Source organism: Paracoccus sp. SCN 68-21, assembly GCF_001724535.1.
GTDB classification, from domain to species: Bacteria; Pseudomonadota; Alphaproteobacteria; order Rhodobacterales; family Rhodobacteraceae; genus Paracoccus; species Paracoccus hibiscisoli.
The window spans coordinates 137,119-159,746 of the sequence record NZ_MEES01000005.1 but is presented as its reverse complement, the minus strand read 5'-3'; the positions used below and the strand labels follow the sequence as shown (position 1 = coordinate 159,746).

Genomic DNA, 22,628 nt, shown 5'->3' with positions numbered 1-22,628 from the left:
CGGCGCTCGGAGAGGGTGAGATGCGACGTCACGGGGGAGCTCCTCGATCTGTAAACACCAGCAAATCATGGCGTGTCGCATTTCAGAATAGAACCCACCGGTCTGGCGGCGGACGATGTAGTAATCGACCACCAGCACCGCGAAGATCGGCCCCAGGAACGCGCTGTAGGTGCGGATGAACAGGCCCAGCCCCGCCGCGGATTCGTCGCGCACCAGCAGCCAGGGGAAGGTCGCAAAGGCCAGCAGGCCCACGATCACCGCCGCCGCCTTGAAGGGCAGCTTGAACACATCCATCATCGCATAGGCGGGCGGCACCACGTTGTTGAGGATGTTCGTCGTCACCTGCGCAAATGCGATGAACAGCAGCGTCACCACCAGCAGGACCGGGTTGTCCACCGCGCTGGAAAAGACGCGGATCGGATCGACCTCTCCGGTGGCGGATGACACCATCAGCCCGATCAGCCCCATGAACAGCGTCGCGGGCAGGATCGAGTTGGCATAGATCGCCACCTGCCGTCCCCGCCCGACCCCATGCTGCAACTCGCGCGAATAATCCGACACGTTCAGCATCATTGTGGAATAGACGCCCAGAAACAGCATCGTGGCCCCCCAGAAGGGCGCGCCCCAGGTGCCTTCGGCCTGGATCAGGTTGGTGCTGATCTGGTCGCCATAGCGCCCGATGACGCTGAAGAACATGTAGATTAGCGCGCCGATGATGAAGACCGCGCCGATGTTCTCCAGCCATTTGATGCCGTGGAAACCCAGCACCGACAGGCCGATCTGCAGGAACTGGAAGCCGATAAAGAACACCCAGATGTTTGAATATCCGAACATGGTTTCCGACACGAGGTTCAGCGCCCCCGCGCCGATCCAGCTTTGGAACCCGTACCAGACGATCGCCGGGACCGAACGCACCAGCGCCGGCAGCCGCGTGCCCGAGAACCCATAGGCCGCACGCGCCTGGACCATGAAGGGGATGCCGTATTTGTGCCCCGCGCGCCCGTTGATCATCAGCGCCAGGCCGATGACGCCGCAGCCGATGGCGATGGCCAGCACGGTCTGCAGCAGGTTCAGCGTGCCGACCAGGCCCGATCCGACCGTGAAGGTGCCGATGCTGACGCAGCCGCCCAGCCAGGCGAACAAATAGGACCAGGGGCCCATGATGCGGGTCTGCTGGGGGGCCAGGCTTTCCTCGCCGATCTTCTTGTCGTCATGGGGGACCGCGCCCCCGGTCATCGTGGTTGTGGTCATGGGGTTCTTCCCTGTCGGAGGATGAGCGTTTTCTTATTTTTGGATCGGGTGCGCATAGGCCCCGATCTTGGAGGTCCGCAGCCCGGCGCGGACCAGCGCCTCGGCGAATGTCGTGGCGGCGGTGACGCCGTCGATGACCGGGATGCCGCATTCCGCGGACAGCCACTCGGTCAGGTCGGCCATGCCCGCGCAGCCCAGCAGCACGGCCTCGCAGCGGTCCTCCTCGATGGCGCGCAGAATCTCGGCACGCACGCGGGCGCGTGCATCCGAACCGGGCTGTTCCAGCGCCAGCACCGGAATTTCGGCGGAACGGACGCGGCGGCACTGGTGATCCAGGCCATAGCGGCGCACCAGTTCCTCGATCACGGGGACCGAGCGGGGCAGGGTGGTGACGATGCTGAACGACGTGGCGATCATGCTGGCGGCCTTGACCCCCGCCTCGCAGATGCCCAGCACGGGGCCGGTCGCGACCTCGCGACAGGCGCCGATGGCGGGGTCGTCGAAACAGGCCACCACGATGGCGTCGGCGCCCTGGCCCTCGGCCTCCTGGACCTCGCGCAGCAGGTGGGCGGCGCACATGACCTCGTCGAAATGGCCCTCGATGCTGGCGGGGGCGCCATGCGCGGTGCGGCCCTCGACCTCGGTGCCGGGACAGGCCACGGCGCGGGCGGCCTCGACGATCTTGTCGGTCATCGACGCGGTGGAATTGGGGTTGATCACGACCAGCTTCATCGGCGGTTCCTCTCTGAGTCGCATCATTGTTACCACTGATTGTTAACAATCAGTAATCATATTTTTCTGCCGCATTCCAAAGCGGAACGATATTGCGAAGGCTTAAGGAAGGTGCAATTTGGAAACCATGGAGAAGCCGCTAGACACCCTGATCGTGGACAGCATCCTAGACGCCATCGCCGATCAACGGCTGGTGGCCGGGACCAAGCTGGGCGAACAGGCGCTGTCGGACATCTTTGCCTGCAACCGCGCGCATGTGCGGCGCGCCCTGTCGATGCTGACCGGCTGGCAGGTGGTCGATCACCTGCCCAATCGCGGCGCCTATGTCGCCACCCCCACGCCGCAGGATGCCCGCGACGTGTTTCAGGCCCGCCGCGCGATCGAGACGACGATCTGCCGCAACGCCGTCCGCCTGGCCGACGCGACCGATCTGGCCGATCTGCGCCGGCATCTGGCGCAGGAGGACGCGGCGCGCGGCCATGACAACCGCCCTGCGCTGATCCGGCTGTCGCGGGGGTTCCACATCCTGCTGGCGCGCATCGGGCGCAACCCGGTGCTGGCGCGCTATCTGGACGAGCTGACGATGCGGTCCTCGCTGATCATCGGGCTGTATGCCCAAGGCCACGCGACGCTATGCGCCGAGGACGAACATGCGGGCATCGTCGCCGCCATCGCCGCGCGGGACGAGGCGCGCGCCCTGTCCCTGCTGGACCAGCATCTGCGCCATATCGAGGCGGGCATCCGGTTCGACGACGTGCCGCCCGCGACCGGCGGGCTGGCGGCGGCGCTGCGCGGCTAGGCCTGGCCGATCCGGGCGCGGGCGCGGCGTTCCAGCGCCTGAAACCCCTCGTGGATCAGCACGGCGATGATGCCCACGACCAGCCCGCCCTGCAGCACGAACGCCGTGTTGGCGGACAGAAGGCCCGCGATGATGACCTCGCCCAGGGTGCGAGCCGCGACGGTGGAGCCGATGGTGGCGGTGCCAAGCGAGATCACCGCCGTCAGCCGCATCCCCCCCAGGATCACCGGCAGTGCCAGCGGCAGCTCGACCTGCCACAGGCGCTGGCGGGGGGTCAGGCCCATGCCGCGCGCGGCCTCGGCCACGTTGGGGGGCTGGGTGGTCAGGCCCGCCAGGGTGTTCTCGAACACCGGCAGCAGGCCATAGAGGAACAGCGCCACCAGCGTCGGGCCGGCGCCGAACCCCATGATCGGCACGGCCAAGGCCAGCACGGCTACGGGCGGAAAGGTCTGTCCGACGCTGGTGATCGTGCGCGCCAGAGGCAGGAACTCGCGCCCGGCAGGTCGCGTCACCAGAACCGCCAGCACCAGCGCCACGACGGTCGATGCCGCCACCGCCAGCGCCACCAGCGTCAGATGCGACAGGGTCAGCGACCACAGCGGCGTCTGGCGATAGATCGGCGGTGCGTTGTTGCGGGTGAACGGCTCGAACACCGCGGCAAAGCTGTCCGGGCTGGCTAGGAACGCCACCAGCACAACCGCGGCCAGGGCCAGCAGGACGCGTCCGATCATTCCGCCGCCCGCGCCTGAGGTGCGGCCTGGGCCCGCAGCGCGGCCAGGGTGATGACGCCGCCCCCCTCGACCGGCAGGGCGTCGCGCCCGCTCCACAGGCATTCGGCCAGCGCGTCGCGCAGCGTGGCGTCGCGGGGCAAAGCGGGGCCGTCGGCCTGGCCGTCGCGGGCCAGGGCATGGGCCGGGGTCAGCGACAGCAGGTGGAAGGGCCGCTGGTCCAGCCCGATCAGGTCGCGCACGAAGGGCGTGGCGGGGGCGGTCAGGATTTCGGTCGGGGGGGCGTATTGGACCAGTCGGCCCTTGTCCATGACGGCGATGCGGTCGCCCAGTGTGACGGCCTCCTCCATGTCATGGGTGACCAGGATCAGCGTGGTGCCAAGCCGGCGCTGGATGTCGCGCAGATCGGCCTGCGCCTTGGCGCGGATCACCGGGTCCAGCGCGCCGAAGGGTTCGTCCATCAGCAGCAGGTCGGGTTTCGCCGCCAAGGCGCGGGCCACGCCCACGCGCTGCTGCTGGCCGCCGGACAGCTCATGGGGCATGCGGTCGCGGAACTGGTCGGGCTCCATCTGGAACAGGGACAGCAGCTCGTCCACCCGGTCGCGGATCGCGCTCTGGTCCCAGCCCAGCAGGCGCGGCACGGTGGCGATGTTCTGGCCGACCGTGCGGTGGGGGAACAACCCGTGGCCTTGGATCGCATAGCCGATGCGGCGGCGCAGCAGGTGGGGCGCGACCTCGCGCGTGTCCTGCCCGTCGATCAGCACGCTCCCGCTGGAGGGCTCGACCAGCCGGTTGATCATGCGCAGCAGCGTCGTCTTGCCGGACCCCGACGTGCCGACAAGGGCTGCGATCTGGCCCGCCTCGACCGTCAGGCTGACATCGTCGACGGCGGCGCGGCCGTCATAGATGCGGGTCAGGTTCTGGATGTCGATCATGCGGACCTCCGGCTGGAACGCACCAGCAGATCAAGGGCAATGCCGGCAATCAGCGCCAGCGCGATGGTGGGCAGGGCGCCCAGCAGGACCAGATCCATCGCGGTCTGGTTCAGGCCCTGAAAGACGAAGGTCCCGAACCCCCCGCCGCCGATCAGGCCCGCGATGACCGCCAGCCCGATATTCTGGACCAGCACGATCCGCACCGCCGCCAGCAGCACCGGCAGCGCCAGCGGGATCAGCACCTGCACCAGCAGTTGCGGCTGCGTCAGGCCAAGGCCGATCGCGGCCTCGCGCGTGGCGGGGTTCACGCCGGTCAGCCCGGTCAGGGTGTTCGATACGACCGGCAGCAGGGAATAGAGAAACAGCGCGACCAGCGCCGGGAACAGGCCGATGCCCGCCACCCCGGCCTGCGCCGCGCCGGGCACATTGGCCGCGATCCAGCCAAAGATCGGGATCATCACCCCGAACAGCGCCAGCGACGGGATCGTCTGCAGGATGTTCAGCACCGACAGGACCGGGCCCCTCAGCCGCCGCGCCTGATACAGCGCCACCCCAAGCGGCAACCCCACCAGCAACGCCAGCGTCAGGGACCCGAAGGCCAGCGTCAGATGCGCCCGCGCCTCGCGCAGGAAGATGTCTTGGCGCGCGGCGTATTCGCGCATGACGGACACCCCGTCCAGCGCGCCCGAGGCCAGCAGCACGCCCGTGGCGACGACCGCCCCCGCCAGGATCAGCCAGCGCAGCCACAGCGCGGGGTTCATCCGCGCCAGCGCATCGGCCAGCATCAGCGCAAAGGCCAGCGCCATCAGCCAGAAACCCGCCGCAGGCGCCACCCGCGCCAGCGTGTTGTCGGGCGGTGTCAAATGCGTGGCCGCCGCCCCAAGCGCCAGCAGCACCGTCAGCAGACCCGCCGCCGCCGCAACAAGGCGCAGAACGGAGGGCCAGCGCAGGCAGCCCGCCACCAGCGCCGCCGCCAGCGTCAGCAGCAGCGGCCAGCCCCAGGGCAGGGCGGCGGGCAGGGTCAGCCCCTCTCCGGGGACGATGCGGTTGGGCTTGAACTGCACCAGCGGCAGGGCCAACCCTGCCAGTCCGACAATCGCGAACAGCAGGCCGGGCCGGTCCAGCCGGGGGCGCATCAGTCCAGCAGACCCGCTTGGGTCAGGTGGTCGCGGGCGACGGTTGCGGCGGGCTCTCCGCCGATCTGGATGCGGCCGTTCAGCTCCTGCAGGGTCTCAAGGTCCAGGCTGTCGAAGATCGGCGCCAGAATGTCGCGGATCTCCGGGTGGGCCTGCAGAACCTCGGCGCGGATGATGGGGGCGGGCTGATAGACCGGCTGGACGCCCTGATCATCGGCCATCACCACCAGACCCGCGGGCGCGATGCCGCCATCGGTGCCATAGACCATCGCCGCATTCACGCCCGAGGTCTGCTGCGCCGCAGCCGCAATGGTGGCGGCCGTGTCGCCGCCCGACAGCTGCACCAGCTGATCGGGGGTCAGCGCAAAGCCATAGGTCTCCTGGAACGCCGGCAGCGCCGCGGCCGAGGTCACGAATTCGGTCGATGCCGCCAGCTTGATCGCGCCGCCGCCGGCGATCCATTCGCCCATCTGGGACATGGTCTCCAGCCCGTTCTCGGACGCCAGATCCTGGCGCAGGGCGATGGCCCAGGTGTTGTTCGCGGGCGAGGGCCTCAGCCAGACGATCTCGTTCTGCTCCATGTCCAGCTCGGACACGCGGTCGAAACCGGCCTGCGCGTCCTTCCAGACCTCGCTGTCGGCCTCGTTGAAGAAGAAGGCACCGTTGGCGGTGTATTCGGGATAGATGTCGATCTGACCCGAGGTGATCGCATCGCGCATGATCGGGGTGCCGCCCAGCTGCAGGCGGTCCTGCACGGGCAGGCCCGCATCCTGCAGCGCCATCAGGATCATGTTGCCCAGAAGGCCACCTTCGGTGTCGATCTTGGATGACACGGTGATGTCCTGGGCCGCGGCGGCGGAAGCCATGCCGATCAGCAGCGCGGCGAGGGGGGTAAGGGCTTTCATCGCAGGTCTCTCCTGTCGCGCGAATGACGTGACTGTGATCGGGCCATTCTGGCGGGCCGGGGTCAACAGGCGAAATGCGGCTGCGACGAAATGGTTCCCGCCTGCCCGTCACGGGGGCAGGCGGGGCGTGGGTCAGCCGCCGACGCTGCTGCGGGCGCTGCCTGCATTGCCAAAGCCGCCGCGCGATCCGGCGGTGGCGCGGGTCATCGGCGCCTGTCCGGCGGTCGCGGCGGGGCGGGCAAAGTTCTGCGACGACATCTGCGCGCGGCCCGCATTGCTGCCGAAATTGGTCGTGCCCGAGGCGTTGGTGAACCCGCCCTGCGCATTGCGGTACATCGGCTGCGACGCGGCCATGCCCCCGGTCGCGCGGCCCAGCATCGACCCGATCAGATAGCCCGCCAGCAGCGGCATGAAGATGCCGCCCGACCCGCCCGCGCCCTGCTGCGCCTCGGAGCCGCAATTGCCTGCGCCGTGCTGCTCCTCGCAGACGGCCAGGCTGTCATAGCGGGGGGCGGCCTCGACATGCAGGGCCTGCGCCTCGGCGAAGGCCTGGTTGCATTCGGCGGCGGTGATCAGCCCGTCCTGGCTGGCGGCCGCCTGGCAGCTGGCCAGATCGGGAAAGGCCTGCGCATCGACCTGTTCGTCGCGACAGCCCGCGACGGTGAAGGCTGCGGCGCCAAGGATGGTCAGCGCGACGGTTCTGGAACGTTTTCTCATGGGTCCTCCTTGGCGGATCAATCCGCGATGAAATGCGGCTTGAAGCGCGACAGATCCTGGGTGATGCGGGCGTGATCCTCGCGGATGCCGATGCCGACGCAGTCGCGGCCGACGATCCACGCCCCGATCACCGGGCGAAAGCCGTCGAATTCGGGCAGCGGGTGATAGGCCTGAACGATGCGCGGATGCGCGTCATAGTCGTGGTTGGCCGACGCCTCGGTGACATCGCCATTCTCGACGATGACGACGCCCGCGCCCTCGCGCGAAAAGATCGGCTTGACCACATGGCCCGCGCGGAACTGCTCGGCCACGGGCGCAAAGGCCGCGGCGATGGCGGGGTCGGGCTGGCCACCCTCGACCAGCGCGGGGGCCACGTCATCGGCGAAAAAGGCGGGCAGCAGGTTCGGATGGCCCGGGAACATCTCCCACAGCACAGGCAGTAGGCCCTTGTTCGACACGACGGCCTTCCAGGCGGGCTCCAGGAACAGGCAGCCCGCCCCCGCGATGTGGCGGGCATAGTCGTCGGCCAGCAGATCCTCCCAAGGGTACAGCTTGAACAGGGTGCCGATCACGCGGTCGTCGGCGTCCAGAAACTGTCCGTCCTTGCTGACGGCCAGCTTGTCCAGATCGCTGTAATGCGCGCCCATCCCGGCTTCGCGCGCGGCCCAGGCCATCGATTCGACGGTGGCGTAATCCTCGGCATTGCCTGCGGCGGCGGTGAAGTGGATGTCGGTATCGGGCGCGAACAGCTCGCGGAACCGCTCGACCAGGGCCTCGTGGATGCCGTTGAACTGGTCGGCGCCCTCGGGCAGGTGGCCCGCCGCCATCTGATCTTCCAGCCACTGCCACTGGAACGCGGCCGATTCGTACAGCGACGTCGGCGTGTCGGCATTGTATTCCAGCAGTTTCGCCGGGCCGGAGCCGTCATAGGCGAAATCCATCCGGCCATACAGCTCGGGCTCGTTCCTGGCCCAGCTGTCCGCGACCAGCGCGTGATGCGCCTCGGGGACGCCCATGCGGGTCATCAGCTCGGGGTCGGCCACGATGCGGTCCACCGCCTGGCGGGTCATGGCATGCAACTCGGTCGCGGGGCCCTCAAGATCATCCTCGATCTGGGCCAGCGTGAACCGATAGGCGCTGGTTTCGTCCCAATAGGGCTCGCCATGCATATGGGCAAAGGTGAAACCGACCTCAGCGGCCTTGGCGGCCAGGTCGGGGCGTTCGGGAAGGGTGATCTTGCGCATGAGCCAGATGTATCCGCTGCGCGCCCGAAGGGCCAGTGCCCAGGACGTCGCGCCGTCATCACATCTGGGCCGCGATATGTCCGGCCCCCGGCTCTGTTAATGTTGCGTTCATCCTGGGCTCAGACAGCGTTCAGCCTGGCGCACCATCTGGGTGGGGACGCCGCGCGGATGGTCCGCGCGATGGCTGAAAGGAAGACAAGCATGATGAAACCCCTGCGCACCGCCGCCTTTGCCGCATCCACGCTGATCCTGGGGACCGGCGCGGCCTTGGCCGCCACCCCCGCCGCCCAGATCACCCCCGCCGAGGTCGAGGAGGCGCAGGCGGCCTGGGGCGAGGCGCTAGTGCGCATCTCGGCCGCCCATGCCGAGGGCGGCATCGACGAGGCCCGCAGCGCGGCCGAGGCGGTTCTGGACAGCCTCTATGCCTTTGACGCGGGCCCGGTCCTGTTCAAGCCGACCCTGACCGGCGGGCCGCAGACCTTTCGCACGACGCGCGACGGGGCGCTGTCCTATTTCGTGGGCCACGACCCCGAATTCTCGGGCGATTCGGGCTTTGCGCTGAAGGGATGGACGGATGTGCAGATCGAGAACGTGGCCATCCATATCGAGGGCGACACCGCGCTGACGATGGGCAACGTGCTGATCACCGATGCCAGCGGCGCGGTCACCACCGTGGACAAGACCTGGGGCTTTAGCCGCGACGCCCAGGGCGATCTGCGCATCGTGCTGCATCATTCCTCGCTGCCCTTCGCGGTGGAATGAGGCCTGCCGCTCGGGTCAGGGGTCGGGAGGGGGCAGGCGATAGCCCAGCCCCCGGATCGCCACGATGCGCAGGCGGGGGTCCAGCTCCTCCAGCTTGCGGCGCAGCCGGCTGACATAGACGTCGACCACGTTGGTCAGCGGGTCGCGATCGGCCTGCCAGACGCGGGCCAGGATGCGCTCGCGGCTGACGGTGGCGCCGCGTGCGGCCACCAGCAGCTCGATCAGGGCCATCTCTCGGGCGGTCAACGCGACCAGCGCCGCGCCGTTGCGCAGCCCGGGCACGGCGCGGTCCAGCGTGACTGCGCCGATGGTCGCGGCAGGGCTGCCCATCGGGCGGGCGGCGCGGCGCATCAGCGCCTCGATCCGGGCCAGCAATTCGTCGAAATCGAAGGGCTTGGGCAGATAGTCGTCGGCCCCGCGCCGCAGCCCCTCGACCCGCTCGTGGCTTTCGCCAAGCGCGCTGAGCATCAGCACCGGCACCTCGTGCCCGCGCTGGCGCAGCGCCTGGCACAGGGTCAGCCCGTCCATTCCGGGCAGCATCAGGTCCAGGATCACCACCCCTAGCGCTGCGCGGTCGCGACAGTCGCGGGCGAAGCGTTCGGCGGCGTCCAGGCCCGTGCGCCCGCAGGCGCGACGCTGGACCGAATAGCCCTCGGCGGTCAGGCCGCGGGTCAGGAAATCGGCGACGCGGGGGTCGTCCTCGATCAGCAGGATGTCCATGCGGTGCCTTTCACGGTCCGGAATCAGCGTCAGGCGCCGGCAGGCGCAGCGTGGCCACGGTGCCGCCCCCGGATGCCGCGGCCAGCGACAGCCTGCCGCCCTGCATCTCGACCAGATCGCGGGCGATGGCCAGCCCCAGCCCCAGCCCGTCGGCCCGGTGCATCCGCGCCTGCGCCCCGCGCCAGCCCCGCGTGAACAGATGCGGCAGGTCGCGGTCGTCGATGCCGATGCCGTGGTCGCGGATCTGCAGCGCGACCTCATCCTCGTCTGGCAGAACCTGCAGTGTGATGCGCGATCCGTCGTGGGAATAGCGCAGCGCGTTGTCCAGCAGCGCCGCGACGGCCTGCGACAGCCGGTCGGGGTCGGCCAGCACGCGCGTGGCGGCCACGGCGTCATCGGCCTGCAGCCCGATCCCGCGCGGTGCGGCCAGCCGGGCGGCATTCTCCAGCGCCGGGCTCAGCGCGGTGCCAAGCGCGATGGCGCGCGGCCGGACGGCGGGCGTTCCGGCAGGGTCGCGCACGAAAACCAGCAGATCCTCGATCAGGCGGCCCATCTGGCGGGTCACGTCGACGATGCGGCCCAAAGCCTGGCGGTGGCTGTCCAAGCCCGGACCCGGGTCGCGCAGCGCCACCTGCGCCTCTCCGCGGATGACGGTGACGGGGGTGCGTAATTCGTGCCCGATATCGGCCATCAGCTGCTGACGCGCGCCCTCCGAGGCGGCCAGGTGATCCAGCGCCTGCGTCAGATCGCGGGTGCGGTCGCGCACGGCGGCCTCCAGCTGGTTGCGGAACTGGGCCTCGCGCTGGCGGTTCTGGACGACCTCGGCGGCCATGGCGTTCAGCTGATGGCCTAGGGCCACGAATTCGCGGTCGCGGAACCCGTCAAAGCGGTGCCCGAAATCGCCACGCGCATAGGCGCGCAGGCCCGCATCCAGCCGACGCAGCGGCTGGCGCAGCCGCGCCGCCAGCCACAGCGCCAGCATCAGGCTCAGCGCCACCCCGCCGGCCGAGGCGCCCACGAACAGCCGCCGCGCGTCGCGCAGGCTGTCATCGGCGCGCTGGCGTTCCAGGTCCAGCGCCCGCTGTTCGGCGCGAAGGCTCTCTTCCAGCAGGGCGGGAATGTCGGTCACCGCGACCCGGTCGAATTCGCGGTCGAACCGGTCCAGCGCGCCCCCGGCAGCGCCCGGCAGCAGGGCCTGCGTCTCGGCATCCAGCTTGGCCACGGTGGCACGCAGCAGGGTCAGCGTGCGGCTGCGGGCCTGATCCTCGGGCGGGGCGGGATGCGCCGGGGCATGGTCCTGCAGCGCCTGGAACAGGGTCAGGTGCCGGGTCATGCTGTCGATCAGCCCGTCGCGCCGGTCCGCCGTCGCCGGCTGGCCCAGGATGCGGCGATAGCTCCAGTTGCGCAGCTGTGCCTTGTCCTGGCTGAAGCTGGTCAGCGTGGTAAAGATGTCGCTGGCGATACGGCCGCGCAGCACATGCTGTTCGGCCTGCTGCAGCACATGCCAGCCAAGCCATGCCAGCAACAGCGCCAGCGCGGCCAGCGCGGCAAAGGCCTGCACCAGCCTGCGGCCATAGCTGGTGCGGTGCAGGGCAGAGGGTGTCTGGGGCATCTGCCGTCCTGGCCTGGGGCGTGGAAAGGGGCCAGTGTCGCCATCGCGACGGCGGACCGCAATCCGCCTTGGGGCGACAAATGCGTGAACGCGCAACCGCAAAAGCAGTGCTGCGTGCCACGAAGATAAAAGCAGGAAGTACAGTGGTGAGCCCAACAGGATTCGAACCTGTGACCCACTGATTAAAAGTCAGTTGCTCTACCAACTGAGCTATGGGCCCATCACGAGGCGGTTCCTAGGGGGGGTGGCCGGTGGCGTCAAGCGGAAAAATGAACCATCTGGCGGAATCCTCCTGCCGGGACTATATCGCGGCCATGACGCATTCTCATTCGACCGGACTGCCTTTCCTCAAGATGCATGGGCTGGGCAACGACTTTGTGGTTCTGGATCTGCGCGGCGGGCTGGCCCGGCCGGACGCGGGCCTTGTCGCGCGCATAGCGGACCGACATCGCGGCGTGGGCTTTGACCAACTGGCGGGGGTCGAGGATTGCGATGACGCCGATGCGCGGCTGGTCTTCTGGAACGCGGACGGGTCGCTGTCGGCGGCCTGCGGCAATGCCACGCGCTGCATCGCGCGCTGGCTGATGGACCAGACCGGGGCCACCGCGCTGCGCCTGCGCACCGATCATGGCGTCCTTTTGGCCGAGGATGCGGGGGCTGGGCTGACCCGCGTGAACATGGGGCCGCCGGTGCTGGACTGGCAGGCGATCCCGCTGGCCCGCGATGTCGACATCGACCACCTGCCGATCGCCGGTGATCCGGTGGCGACCGGCATGGGCAATCCGCATGTGACCTTCTTCGTGGATGACGCCGATGCGGTCGATCTGGACCGCTTCGGGCCGGAGCATGAGCATCACCCGCTGTATCCCCAACGCACCAATGTCGAGGTCGTGCAGGTCCTGTCGCGCGACGCGATCCGGCTGCGCATCTGGGAACGCGGGACGGGGCCGACGCTGGCCTCGGGGTCTTGTTCCTGCGCGGCGGTGGTGGCTGCGGCGCGGCGCGGGCTGACGGATCGGCGGGTCACCGTGCATGTGCCGGGCGGGCAGCTGCTGATCGACTGGCGCGCGGATGGCGTCTGGATGGAGGGGCCGACCGCCATCGTCTTCGAGGGGCGCCTGACGCCCGCGTGGCTGGCATGAGCGCGCCGGTCTTCTCCACCCTGGGCTGTCGTCTGAACGCCTATGAGACCGAGGCCATGCGCGAGATGGCCGCGGCCGCGGGCCTGTCCGGCGCGGTCGTCGTGAACACCTGCGCCGTCACCGCCGAGGCCGTGCGCAAGGCCCGCCAGGAGATCCGCCGCCTGTCGCGCGAGAACCCGGGCGTGCCAGTCATCGTCACCGGCTGCGCCGCCCAGACCGAACCCGAGACCTTTGCCGCCATGCCCGAGGTCACCAAGGTCATCGGCAATCACGAAAAGATGCAGCCCGCCACCTGGGCGTCCTTGCGCGCCCCCGACCTGATCGGGGACACCGAAAAGGTCGTCGTGGACGACATCATGTCGGTGCGGGAAACCGCGGGCCACCTGATCGACGGGTTCGGGCGGCACCGCGCCTATGTGCAGGTCCAGAACGGCTGTGATCACCGCTGCACCTTCTGCATCATCCCCTTCGGTCGCGGCAATTCCCGGTCGGTGCCCGCGGGCGTCGTGATCGAGCAGATCAAGCGGCTGGTCGGTCGCGGCTTCAACGAGGTCGTGCTGACCGGGGTGGACCTGACCAGCTGGGGCGCCGACCTGCCGGGCACGCCGCGGCTTGGCGATCTGGTCATGCGCATCCTGCGGCTGGTGCCGGACCTGCTGCGGCTGCGCATCAGCTCGATCGATTCGATCGAGGCGGATGAGAACCTGATGCTGGCCATCGCGACCGAGCCGCGTCTGATGCCGCATCTGCACCTGTCGCTGCAGGCGGGCGACGACATGATCCTGAAGCGGATGAAGCGCCGCCACCTGCGCGACGACGCCATCGCCTTCTGCGAGGAGGCGCGGCGGCTGCGCCCCGACATGGTCTTTGGCGCCGACATCATTGCCGGCTTCCCGACCGAGACCGAGGCGATGTTCGACAATTCGCTGAAGCTGGTCGCGGATTGCGGCCTGACCTTCCTGCATGTGTTCCCCTATTCGGCGCGCAAGGGCACACCCGCCGCGCGCATGCCCGCCGTGCCCGGCCCCGCCATCCGCGACCGCGCCGCGCGGCTGCGGGCGGCGGGCGATGCAGCGCTGGCCGCGCATCTGCAGGCGCAGGTCGGCCGGACGCATCATGTGCTGACCGAGGGGCCGCGCCTTGGCCGGACCCAGCAGTTCACTGAGGTGCGTTTTGCCGAGGATCAGCCGGAGGGGGCGCTGATGGTGCTGACCCCGTCGGCGCATGACGGCCAGCGGCTGATCGCCTGACCGGCGTTGCTGGGGGCTCTGCCCCCGTCCTGCGGACTCCCCCGGGATATTTTCGTGAAGAAGAGGCTGTGGCCTTGTCGATCCGGGGTGGGGCTTCTAGCCTGCCGCTTCGGAGGAGATGAATGACCGTGATCCTGTATTCCCATGACAGCGCGCGCCGCCATGTGACGCCCGATGGCCACCCCGAGCAGGTGGCCCGCTTTGACGCGGTGATGGCCGCGCTGGAGGGGCTGCCGCTGGACCGGCGCGAGGCGCCATTGGCCCCCGATGCCGAGGTCCTGCGCTGTCACCCGGCCGCCTATCTGCAGGGGCTGCGCGATGCGGTGCCGCAGGCGGGCACGCGCCAGATCGACGCCGACACGCATCTGTCGCCCGGTAGCCTGGAGCCCGCGTTGCGGGCCGTGGGCGGGGCCTGTGCGGCCGTCGATGCGGTGCTGGCCGGTGAGGCACGGGCCGCGTTCGTCGCTATGCGCCCGCCGGGGCATCATGCCGAAACCGCCACGTCGATGGGGTTCTGCCTGTTCGGCACCGTGGCCATCGCGGCGAAACGCGCGCTGGATCATCACGGGCTGGATCGGGTGGCGGTGCTGGATTTCGATGTGCATCACGGCAACGGCACACAGGATCTGCTGTGGGACGAGGCGCGGGTGCTGTTCATCACCAGCCAGCAGTCGCCGCTGTGGCCCGGGACCGGAGCCGCGTCCGAACGGGGCGCGCATGGCCAGGTCGTGAACCTGCCGCTGCCGCCGGGAACGGATGGCGCGCTGGCCCTGTCGGAATGGCGCGGCGCGCTGGCGCGGATGCGCGACCTTGCGCCGCAGCTGGTGTTGATCTCGGCCGGGTTCGACGCGCATCGCGATGATCCGCTGGCGCAGTTGGACTGGGATGACGAGGATTACGCCGCCCTGACGCGCGAGATCCTGGACGCGGCGGGCGGCGCCCCGGTGGTATCCTGCCAGGAAGGTGGCTATGACCTCCAGGCCCTGAGCCGCAGCGTGCGGGCCCATGTTGACGTGCTGATGGAGGCCGCGAAATGAGCGATATCACCACCCTCTCGTTCGAGGAGGCCATGCGTGAGCTGGAGGCCACGGTCGGCAAGCTGGAGACCGGAGAAGCCACGCTGGAGGAATCCATCGCGCTGTACGAACGCGGCGCGGCCCTGCGCGCGCATTGCGAGGCCCGCCTGCGCGAGGCCGAGGAGCGGGTCGAAAAGATCACTTTGGCCGCCAATGGCCAGCCCGCCGGACTGACCCCGGCCGAGGGGCTGTGATGCAGGATCGTCTGGACGCCGTCCGGGCCCAGGTCCAGGCAGAGCTGGACCGTGCCATCGACGCGCTGCCCGGCGGCGATCTGCGCGACGCGATGCGCTATGGCGTGAAGGGGGGCAAGCGGCTGCGCGCCTTTCTGGTGATGGAATCGGCGCGGCTGCACGGGGTTGCCGACGACGCGGCCCTGCCCGTGGCGGCGGCGGTCGAGGCGCTGCATGCCTATAGCCTGGTCCATGACGACCTGCCTGCGATGGATGACGACGACCTCAGGCGCGGCCAGCCCACGGTGCATATCCGCTGGACCGAGGCGACCGCGATTCTGGCGGGCGATGCGCTGCAGACGCTGGCCTTCGGCCTGTTGGCCGATTCGCGCATCGGCACGCCCGATGGGCGGGTGCGGCTGGTCGCGGCGCTGGCGCAGGCTTCGGGGGCGGCGGGCATGGTCTGGGGGCAGGCCTTGGACATCGCCGCCGAGACCGCCGGCACGCCGCTGGATCTGGCCGCGATCACCGAACTGCAGGGCGGCAAGACCGGCGCGCTGATCCGGTTCGCGGCCACCGCCGGGCCGCTGATCGCGGGCGAAGACGCAGGCGCGCTGGACCGCTATGCCGTGGCCCTGGGCCTGGCCTTTCAGATCGCTGATGACATCCTGGACGTGACCGGCGACGAGGCCGTAACCGGCAAGCGCGTCGGAAAGGATGCCGGCGCGGGCAAGGCGACCTTCGTGTCGCTGCTGGGCCTGGCCCCCGCGCAGGCCGAGGCGCGGCGTCTTGTCACCGTCGGCACCAAGGCGCTGTCGCAATATGGTGACCGGGCCGGGAACTTGCACGACCTTGCGCGTTTCATTATCGAGCGCGACACCTGAACGCCCGCCCCGGAGGAGGGCCAGCCATGACCGATCGACCCAAGACGCCGATACTGGACCGCGTGACCCTGCCGTCCGACCTGAAATCCCTCACTGATGCCGAGCTGCGCCAGCTGGCCGATGATGTGCGGGCCGAGACGATCAGCGCCGTCAGCGTGACCGGCGGCCATCTGGGCGCAGGCTTGGGCGTGGTCGAGCTGACCGTGGCGCTGCACGCGGTGTTCGACACGCCGCGCGACAAGCTGATCTGGGACGTGGGCCACCAGTGTTATCCGCACAAGATCCTGACCGGGCGGCGCGACCGCATCCGCACCCTGCGCATGGGCGGCGGTCTGGCGGGCTTTACCAAGCGGGCGGAAAGCCCCTATGACCCGTTCGGGGCGGGACATTCCTCGACCTCGATCAGCGCGGCCCTGGGGTTTGCGATGGCGCGAGAGCTGGGCGGCGATCCGGGCGACGCGATCGCGGTCATCGGCGACGGCGCCATGAGCGCGGGCATGGCCTATGAGGCGCTGAACAATGCGGGCCACGAGGGCAAGCGCCTGTTCGTGATCCTGAACGACAACGAGATGTCGATCGCACCCCCGGTCGGCGCGATGTCCTCGTATCTGACGCGGCTTTATGCGGGCGGTCCCTTTCAGGAGCTGAAGGCGGTCGCAAAGGGCGCAGTCGGCATGCTGCCCGACGCCCTGCAGGAGGGCGCGCGCCGGGCCAAGGAGATGCTCAAGGGTATGACCGTCGGCGGCACCCTGTTCGAGGAGCTGGGGTTTTCCTATATCGGTCCGGTCGACGGGCATGACATGGAACAGCTGCTGCCTTTGCTGCGCACGGTGCGGGCGCGGGCAGACGGGCCGGTGCTGATCCATGTGGTCACGAAAAAGGGCAAGGGCTATGCCCCCGCCGAAACCGCCGCCGACAAGGGCCATGCCACGGGCAAGTTCGACGTCATCACCGGCGTGCAGGCCAAGGCGAAGTCCAACGCGCCCAGCTATACGGCGGTATTCGCGCAGGCGCTGATCGATCAGGCCGGGCGCGACGACCGCATTCTGGGGGTCACGGCCGCCATGCCGGATGGCACCGGCCTGAAGCAGTTCGCGCAGCGCTTTCCGCGCCGCTGTTTCGACGTGGGCATCGCCGAACAGCATGCCGTGACCTTTGCGGCCGGTCTGGCGGCGGGGGGCATGAAGCCGTTCGTCGCGATCTATTCGACCTTCCTTCAGCGCGGCTACGACCAGATCGTGCATGACGTGGCAGTGCAGGGGTTGCCCGTTCGCTTTGCCATCGACCGCGCCGGGCTGGTGGGCCAGGATGGGCCGACCCATTCGGGCGCCTATGACATCGGCTTTCTGGCGAACCTCCCCGGTTTCGTGGTCATGGCCGCCGCCGACGAGGCCGAGCTGGTTCATATGGTCGCCACCGCCGCGGCCCATGACAGCGGCCCCATCGCTTTCCGCTTTCCGCGCGGCGAGGGCACCGGGGTCGAGATGCCTGAGCGTGGCCAGGTCCTGCCCATCGGCAAGGGCCGCATGATCGCCCAAGGCAAGGGCGTCGCGATCCTGTCCTTCGGCACGCGCCTGTCCGAGGTCATGACCGCCCGCGAGGCGCTGATGGCGCGTGGCATCACGCCGACCGTGGCCGATGCGCGCTTTGCCAAGCCGCTGGACCGCGACCTGATCCTGGCGCTGGCGCGCGACCACGATGCGCTGATCACCATCGAGGAGGGCGCGGTCGGCGGCTTTGGCAGCCATGTCGCCCATCTGCTTGCCGAGGAGGGCGCGTTCGACACCGGGCTGCGGTTCCGGTCGATGGTGCTGCCGGACGCCTTCGTGGACCATGACGCGCCTCGGGCGATGTATGACAGCTCGGCTCTGAACGCCCAGCATATCGAGGAAAAGGTCCTGTCCGTCATGGGCATCGACGATCTGGCCGCGCGCCGTTCCGACCGGGCCTGAGGGCGCGGTCGGAAGCTCACCCCCCGGTATAGTTGCGCACCAGCGCGCCTGCGATCATGCCCCATCCATCGACCACGACGAAAAACGCCAGCTTGAAGGGCAGTGACACCACCACCGGGGGCAGCATCATCATACCCATCGACATCAGCACCGCCGCCACCACCAGATCGATGATCAGGAAGGGCAGGGCGATCAGGAACCCGATCTCGAACGCCCGCTGGATCTCGGACAGCATGAAGGACGGGATCAGGACCGACAGGCGGTTCTCGGGTCCGGTGCCGGGGGCGATGTCGGACAGGTTGGCCAGGGTGTCCGGGTCGGTGCGCGCCTCCATGAAGCCCTGGAAGGGCACGATGCCGCGCTGGAACGCTTCGGCGATGCCGATCTGACCCTCCTGCAGGGGCAGGCCTGCGACCGTCCATGCCTCGCGCAGGACCGGGTCCATGATGAACCAGGTCAGAAAGATCGCCAGACTGACGATCAGCATGTTGGGCGGCGATTGCTGCAGGCCGATGGACTGGCGCAGGATGGACAACACGGTCACGATGAACGGAAAGGCGGTGACCATGATCGCGATGCCCGGCGCCAGGGACAGCGCCGTCAGCAGCAGCACCAGCATGACCGCGTTTTCGCCCAGGCCCGCGCCAAGCGCATCGCCCAGACCCTGTGCCATCACGGCGGATGGCAGCAGGGTCAGGACCAGGGCCGATGTCAGGACGCGGGTCACGATGCCTCTGTCGCCCCCAGGACGCGGACGCACAACCGGTCCTCGGCGGTGCCGTCGCCGGTCAGTTCGCCGCGGGCGATGACCTTGTCGCCGACGCAGATCTCGACCCCGTCCTCGATCGACTGGTCCAGCATCAGCACGTCGTCGGGGCGCAGCGACGACAGCTGGGCCACGGTCTGGCGCGTCCGGCCAAGGCGGATGGTCACCTCGACCTGGATGGTGTCGGTGTCGATCAGATGCTTCAATGCGTCCATGTGCTGTCCTCCTGGGTGATTTCCGCGATCAGCGCGCGGATGTCGCCCGCGATGCTGTCGGGTGTGAACTCGATCCGGCCGCCTTGCAGCGTCACGGTGATGATGTCCTCGGCGCGGTCGGACAGGTCGATCCCCTGCAGCCCCGCCTCGGCCAGGCAGCGGGCGACCATGTCGCGCAGACGCGCGCTGCACGCGATCTGGACCCCCACCGGGCTGGCGCGTTGGGCCAGATGCGTCAGCTCGGAGCGCAGCGCCTCCTCAAGGCGGCGCGAGGTCAGCGGGGGTGCCATCAGGTCCAGGATCTGATGCAGGATCGGTGAGAGGGCATCCACCGCCTCCTGCCGCAGCTGCTTGCGCCGGGCCTCGTCCGCCGCCAGGCTGGCGGCGACCTCCTCCAGGCTGGATTGCAGCTGGCGCAGCTGCTGATCCTCCAGTTCGGCGCGGGCCTGCGCCCTCCCGTCCCCATGGGCCTGGTCAAGGTCCGCCTGGGTGAAGGTCGCCTCGACCGGGCGGGCGGCCACCGCATTCGAGAAAGATTCCAGTTTGAACATGGCCAGGCTCAATTCACCTTCTCCTTGTTGTCGATCCAGCCGGACAGGATCTTGACGCTTTCCTCATGCCGCTCCTTCATCATCGCCTTCAGGCGCTCTACGGGGTCTGCGGGCGGCAGCGACAGCTGCTCCAGGCCCGGGAACTCGATCGGGACGATGCGCGGGCTATCGGGCGACGGTTCGTCGTCGATAAAGCCGTTCAGGCCCGACATCATCGGCGGCATCGGCGGCAGGCTGGTATCCAGGGCCGGCACCGCGGGGGCTGCGGCACGGTTGCGCATCATCGGGCGCAGCACCATCAGGATCACGGCGATCGCGAACAGCCCGATCAGGGCGATCCGCGCCAGATCGTTCAACGCCAGCCGGTCCATGAAGCCGGGGGTCGCCAGCGTTCCTTTCTCACCCAGCAGGGCGAAGGGCAGGGATTTGACCGTCAGCTGGTCGCCCCGCGCCTCGTCAAAGCCCACGGCCGAGGCGACTAGCTCGCGCAGGGTCTGCAATTCGGCCTCGGACCGGGGGGCCAGGGTGGTGGTGCCGTCGGCGCCTGCCTGCGGCACGCCGTTGACCAGCACAGCCACGGTCAGGCGGCGGGTGGCGCCCGGCTGGCGCTGGACCTCGCGGGTCACGCGGCTGACCTCGTAGTTGGACTGGCTGCGGTTCTCGGCGCGGTTGCTCTGGCTGGTGTCGCCGGGCTGTTCCTGCGCGTCGGGCAGGTTCGAGGCGGCGGTCACCGCACCCGTCCCGGTCGAGTTGCTCTGATCGGTGGTCTCCTCGGTGACGGTCGAAATCAACGCTCTCTGCTCGGGGTCGAACCGCTGTTCGGTAAACAGCTCGGTTTCGGTCAGCAGGTCCAGGTTCAGCTCCACGATGGCGTTGCCTACGCCGACATGCGGCTCCAGGATGCGTTCGACGTTGCGCTTCATCTCTGCGGCGCGATCGGCGCCGGTCTGATCCTCGGTCGCGGCGATGATGCCGCGCTGCGTATCGATGACGGTGACCCGCTCCGGCTGCATGCCGGGCACGCCCGACGAGACCAGGTATTTCAGCGCCGCCGCCTGATCGCGGGTGATCACCCCGCCATTCGTGGTCAGCGTCACCGACGCCGTGCCGTTCTGATCGCGCCGATAGCCGCGCCCCGTCTCGATCGCCAGGTGGACGCGGGCGGTCTGGACATTGGGCAGGGCCAGGATGGTGCGGGCCAACTCGCCCTCCTTGGCGCGCCAATAGGCGGCGTCGAACATCTGCGATGTCGTGCCGAAGCCCGACATCCCGTCCAGCAGTTCATAGCCGGTGCTGGTGGCGGCAGGCAGCCCCTGCGCCGCCAGGTCCATCCGCAGCCGGTCGCGCTGATCGGAGGCGACCCAGATGGCGTCGCCCCGCACCTCGTAGGGAATGCCCGCGCGCTCGATCCCGGCGATGACCTCGCCTGCCTGCGCGCTGTCCAGTCCGCCATAGATCAGGGCCATGCTGGGCCTGCTGGCCAGCCAGCCGAACCCCGCGATCACCAGGAAGGTCCCAAGGAAAGCCGCCCCCAGGATCATCCGCTGTTGAGAGCTTCGCTCGTTCCAGTAGTCCTGCAGTTTTTGCAAAACCGTTCCCCTTCGAATCATCGCGTCATAGTCGTCTGACCCTGAAATGACATGGGCGATGTTAAGATTTGGTTAGTCGCAAGCTGATATTTCGGTCTGGTCAGGACGGAGAATCACGATGACCGACATAGTTGCAGCAGCCCCCGAAAAGGCATCCCGCAAGAAGGGCCTGCTGGTGCCACTGGTGGCGACGCTGGTGCTGGGCGGGGGCGGTTTCGCGTCCAGCTATCTTGGGTTCTGGTCGCCCTCGGGGCTGTTCGCCGGTGGCGAGAAGGCCCCCGTCTCGACCGAGCATATGAGCGTCGAATTCATCGACATCCCCACGATCGAGATCGTGATTCCCGGAGGACGGTCCCGCTCCCTGGTCCTGTCCGCCACGATCGAGACCGACACCGCGCACAAGGGCGAGGTGACCCACCTGATGCCGCGCGTGTCGGATGCCTTCACGACCTTCCTCTCGGGCGTCGATCCGGCGGCCTATGACAAGCGCGGCGTCCTTGAGGTGATCCGCGCCGAACTGGTCACGCGCACCCGCTTCGTCCTGGGCGAGGAGCCGGTCAAGGACCTTCTGATCACGGAGTTTCGATTCAAATGACCCTGGAACAACTGATGCAGATCCTGCTGCTGGTGGCCTGCGTCGGGCTGGGCGTCTTCTGCCTGACCCTGGCGCGCCGCTTGCGCAAGATGAACAACCTTGAAAGCGGTCTGGGCGGCGCGATTGCCGTGATGGCCGCCGAGGTCGACCGCCTGGAACGCGCCATCCGCGCCGCCCGCGACGAGGCGACCGCCGCCAGCGAGCGCCTGGCCGATGAGATTGAGACCGCCCGCCGCGAGCGCGCCATCTGGGATCTGCGCCAGCGGATCGGGGCCGCCGCCGCCGAGGTCCCCCAACCCGCCGGCGCGTCGCGCCGTCTGCGCAAGCGCGAGGTCAATCATGGCTAAGCACCTGTTGCCTGTCCTGACGCTGCTGTTCGCCCTGCCGGCGGGGGCGATGCTGTGGCAGGGCCAGGACCTGTCGCGCATCTTTGCCGCCGTGGCGGCGCCCGCCGATCTGCTGGACGGGTGCGGCGACGTCCCCGAGGCCGTCGCCCTGGCAGAGGAGCTGCGCGACCGCGCCCTACGGATCGAGCGCTACATGGAATCGATCGACGCCCGCAAGGCGGCGCTGGAGCAGGCCGAAAGCACGCTGCGCGAACGCCTGGCCGAGCTGCGCGCCCGCCAAGGCAGCATCACCGCCCGCCAGAACGGTTCGACCGAGGCCGTGCGCACCGACATCGAACGCCTGATCGCGCTTTACGACCAGATGAAGCCGGCCGAGGCCGCCGCCATCCTGACCAACCTTCCCGCCGATTTCGCGGCCGAGATCCTGATGCGCGTCAAACCCGAGACCGGCGCCAAGATCATCGCCGCAGTCGAACCCCGCCAGGCCGCATTGCTGACCGCCCAGATGGGCGCGCGCAGTGTCCGCAACCCATAAGGACCCAACGCA

Annotated in this window: 25 protein-coding genes and 1 tRNA gene; 11 read left to right on the top strand and 15 right to left on the bottom strand. The window is 68.8% G+C overall.

Annotated elements, in window-relative coordinates:
* A partial coding sequence (locus tag ABS73_RS03150; protein WP_286693393.1) for an NCS1 family transporter occupies nucleotides 1–1,251 on the bottom strand: 1,251 nt, incomplete at its 3' end.
* A gap of 33 nt (nucleotides 1,252–1,284) precedes the next feature.
* Nucleotides 1,285–1,983, bottom strand: coding sequence for an aspartate/glutamate racemase family protein (locus ABS73_RS03145; protein ID WP_277021973.1), 699 nt, complete (start codon nucleotides 1,981–1,983; stop codon nucleotides 1,285–1,287).
* Nucleotides 1,984–2,110: 127 nt separating this feature from the next.
* Here ABS73_RS03145 and ABS73_RS03140 point away from each other — a divergent pair, with 127 nt between their 5' ends.
* Nucleotides 2,111–2,782 (top strand): GntR family transcriptional regulator, encoded by a 672-nt coding sequence (locus ABS73_RS03140; RefSeq protein ID WP_277021975.1) that lies wholly within the window; start codon nucleotides 2,111–2,113, stop codon nucleotides 2,780–2,782.
* Here ABS73_RS03140 and ABS73_RS03135 read toward each other — a convergent pair.
* The 6 genes from ABS73_RS03135 to ABS73_RS03110 form a co-directional block, all read right to left on the bottom strand.
* Nucleotides 2,779–3,513: an ABC transporter permease gene (locus ABS73_RS03135; RefSeq protein WP_277021978.1), complete on the bottom strand. Its 735-nt coding sequence runs from the start codon at nucleotides 3,511–3,513 to the stop codon at nucleotides 2,779–2,781. The two genes, ABS73_RS03140 and ABS73_RS03135, sit on opposite strands and share 4 nt — an antisense overlap.
* On the bottom strand, nucleotides 3,510–4,445 hold the full coding sequence (locus tag ABS73_RS03130) for an ABC transporter ATP-binding protein (protein WP_277021981.1): 936 nt from the start codon (nucleotides 4,443–4,445) through the stop codon (nucleotides 3,510–3,512). The genes ABS73_RS03135 and ABS73_RS03130 overlap by 4 nt, the downstream gene beginning before the upstream one ends.
* On the bottom strand, nucleotides 4,442–5,581 hold the full coding sequence (locus ABS73_RS03125) for an ABC transporter permease (protein WP_277021984.1): 1,140 nt from the start codon (nucleotides 5,579–5,581) through the stop codon (nucleotides 4,442–4,444). Before ABS73_RS03125 ends, ABS73_RS03130 begins: the two co-directional genes overlap by 4 nt.
* Nucleotides 5,581–6,486 carry a glycine betaine ABC transporter substrate-binding protein OsmF gene (osmF, locus tag ABS73_RS03120; RefSeq protein ID WP_277021987.1) on the bottom strand — a complete coding sequence of 302 codons (906 nt, stop codon included), beginning with the start codon at nucleotides 6,484–6,486 and terminating at the stop codon, nucleotides 5,581–5,583. Before osmF ends, ABS73_RS03125 begins: the two co-directional genes overlap by 1 nt.
* A 132-nt stretch (nucleotides 6,487–6,618) precedes the next feature.
* Entirely contained in the window at nucleotides 6,619–7,203 is a 585-nt protein-coding gene (locus ABS73_RS03115; protein ID WP_277021988.1) for a DUF1190 domain-containing protein, read from the bottom strand.
* 17 nt (nucleotides 7,204–7,220) lie between these two features.
* On the bottom strand, nucleotides 7,221–8,447 hold the full coding sequence (locus ABS73_RS03110; protein ID WP_277021990.1) for a glutathionylspermidine synthase family protein: 1,227 nt from the start codon (nucleotides 8,445–8,447) through the stop codon (nucleotides 7,221–7,223).
* Between the two features lie 201 nt (nucleotides 8,448–8,648).
* On the opposite strand from ABS73_RS03110, the gene ABS73_RS03105 reads away from it, so the two are divergent.
* Nucleotides 8,649–9,209, top strand: coding sequence for a metal-independent carbonic anhydrase family protein (locus ABS73_RS03105; protein ID WP_277021992.1), 561 nt, complete (start codon nucleotides 8,649–8,651; stop codon nucleotides 9,207–9,209).
* Nucleotides 9,210–9,224: 15 nt separating this feature from the next.
* Here the strand turns inward: ABS73_RS03105 and ABS73_RS03100 are convergent, their stop codons facing one another.
* The 3 genes from ABS73_RS03100 to ABS73_RS03090 all read right to left on the bottom strand — a co-directional run bounded on the left by ABS73_RS03100 (nucleotide 9,225) and on the right by ABS73_RS03090 (nucleotide 11,761).
* Nucleotides 9,225–9,929, bottom strand: coding sequence for a response regulator transcription factor (locus tag ABS73_RS03100; protein ID WP_277021993.1), 705 nt, complete (start codon nucleotides 9,927–9,929; stop codon nucleotides 9,225–9,227).
* 10 nt (nucleotides 9,930–9,939) lie between these two features.
* Nucleotides 9,940–11,541: a sensor histidine kinase gene (locus ABS73_RS03095; protein ID WP_277021996.1), complete on the bottom strand. Its 1,602-nt coding sequence runs from the start codon at nucleotides 11,539–11,541 to the stop codon at nucleotides 9,940–9,942.
* A gap of 144 nt (nucleotides 11,542–11,685) precedes the next feature.
* Nucleotides 11,686–11,761 (bottom strand) — tRNA-Lys (locus ABS73_RS03090).
* 94 nt (nucleotides 11,762–11,855) lie between these two features.
* Here ABS73_RS03090 and dapF point away from each other — a divergent pair.
* The 6 genes from dapF to dxs all read left to right on the top strand — a co-directional run bounded on the left by dapF (nucleotide 11,856) and on the right by dxs (nucleotide 18,018).
* The gene (gene dapF / locus ABS73_RS03085) at nucleotides 11,856–12,683 is read left to right on the top strand and encodes a diaminopimelate epimerase (RefSeq protein WP_277021999.1); all 828 of its coding nucleotides are present in this window, start codon (nucleotides 11,856–11,858) and stop codon (nucleotides 12,681–12,683) included.
* A complete protein-coding gene (gene mtaB / locus ABS73_RS03080; protein ID WP_277022001.1) occupies nucleotides 12,680–13,933 on the top strand; it encodes a tRNA (N(6)-L-threonylcarbamoyladenosine(37)-C(2))-methylthiotransferase MtaB in 1,254 nt (417 codons plus the stop codon). The genes dapF and mtaB overlap by 4 nt, the downstream gene beginning before the upstream one ends.
* 122 nt (nucleotides 13,934–14,055) lie before the next feature.
* Nucleotides 14,056–14,970 carry a histone deacetylase family protein gene (locus ABS73_RS03075; protein ID WP_277022003.1) on the top strand — a complete coding sequence of 305 codons (915 nt, stop codon included), beginning with the start codon at nucleotides 14,056–14,058 and terminating at the stop codon, nucleotides 14,968–14,970.
* Nucleotides 14,967–15,203: an exodeoxyribonuclease VII small subunit gene (locus tag ABS73_RS03070; protein WP_277022006.1), complete on the top strand. Its 237-nt coding sequence runs from the start codon at nucleotides 14,967–14,969 to the stop codon at nucleotides 15,201–15,203. Before ABS73_RS03075 ends, ABS73_RS03070 begins: the two co-directional genes overlap by 4 nt.
* Nucleotides 15,203–16,066, top strand: coding sequence for a polyprenyl synthetase family protein (locus ABS73_RS03065; protein WP_277022008.1), 864 nt, complete (start codon nucleotides 15,203–15,205; stop codon nucleotides 16,064–16,066). The genes ABS73_RS03070 and ABS73_RS03065 overlap by 1 nt, the downstream gene beginning before the upstream one ends.
* Nucleotides 16,067–16,092: 26 nt before the next feature.
* On the top strand, nucleotides 16,093–18,018 hold the full coding sequence (dxs, locus tag ABS73_RS03060) for a 1-deoxy-D-xylulose-5-phosphate synthase (protein ID WP_277022010.1): 1,926 nt from the start codon (nucleotides 16,093–16,095) through the stop codon (nucleotides 18,016–18,018).
* A gap of 16 nt (nucleotides 18,019–18,034) precedes the next feature.
* Here dxs and fliP read toward each other — a convergent pair whose 3' ends face one another.
* Genes fliP through fliF form a run of 4 tightly spaced genes read right to left on the bottom strand, consistent with a single transcriptional unit; the run spans nucleotide 18,035 to nucleotide 21,139 of the window.
* Entirely contained in the window at nucleotides 18,035–18,691 is a 657-nt protein-coding gene (gene fliP, locus ABS73_RS03055) for a flagellar type III secretion system pore protein FliP (RefSeq protein WP_277022174.1), read from the bottom strand.
* A 50-nt stretch (nucleotides 18,692–18,741) separates the two neighbouring features.
* A complete protein-coding gene (locus ABS73_RS03050) occupies nucleotides 18,742–18,999 on the bottom strand; it encodes a FliM/FliN family flagellar motor C-terminal domain-containing protein (RefSeq protein ID WP_136854858.1) in 258 nt (85 codons plus the stop codon).
* On the bottom strand, nucleotides 18,987–19,550 hold the full coding sequence (locus ABS73_RS03045; protein WP_277022013.1) for a hypothetical protein: 564 nt from the start codon (nucleotides 19,548–19,550) through the stop codon (nucleotides 18,987–18,989). The genes ABS73_RS03050 and ABS73_RS03045 overlap by 13 nt, the downstream gene beginning before the upstream one ends.
* 8 nt (nucleotides 19,551–19,558) lie before the next feature.
* Nucleotides 19,559–21,139: a flagellar basal-body MS-ring/collar protein FliF gene (fliF, locus tag ABS73_RS03040; RefSeq protein ID WP_277022016.1), complete on the bottom strand. Its 1,581-nt coding sequence runs from the start codon at nucleotides 21,137–21,139 to the stop codon at nucleotides 19,559–19,561.
* Between the two features lie 118 nt (nucleotides 21,140–21,257).
* Here fliF and ABS73_RS03035 point away from each other — a divergent pair, with 118 nt between their 5' ends.
* Genes ABS73_RS03035 through ABS73_RS03025 form a run of 3 tightly spaced genes read left to right on the top strand, consistent with a single transcriptional unit; the run spans nucleotide 21,258 to nucleotide 22,616 of the window.
* Nucleotides 21,258–21,734, top strand: a complete 477-nt coding sequence (locus ABS73_RS03035; protein ID WP_136854855.1) for a flagellar basal body-associated FliL family protein — start codon at nucleotides 21,258–21,260, stop codon at nucleotides 21,732–21,734.
* Entirely contained in the window at nucleotides 21,731–22,081 is a 351-nt protein-coding gene (locus ABS73_RS03030) for a hypothetical protein (protein ID WP_277022021.1), read from the top strand. The genes ABS73_RS03035 and ABS73_RS03030 overlap by 4 nt, the downstream gene beginning before the upstream one ends.
* On the top strand, nucleotides 22,074–22,616 hold the full coding sequence (locus ABS73_RS03025; RefSeq protein ID WP_277022023.1) for a MotE family protein: 543 nt from the start codon (nucleotides 22,074–22,076) through the stop codon (nucleotides 22,614–22,616). Before ABS73_RS03030 ends, ABS73_RS03025 begins: the two co-directional genes overlap by 8 nt.
* Nucleotides 22,617–22,628 lie beyond the last annotated feature (12 nt).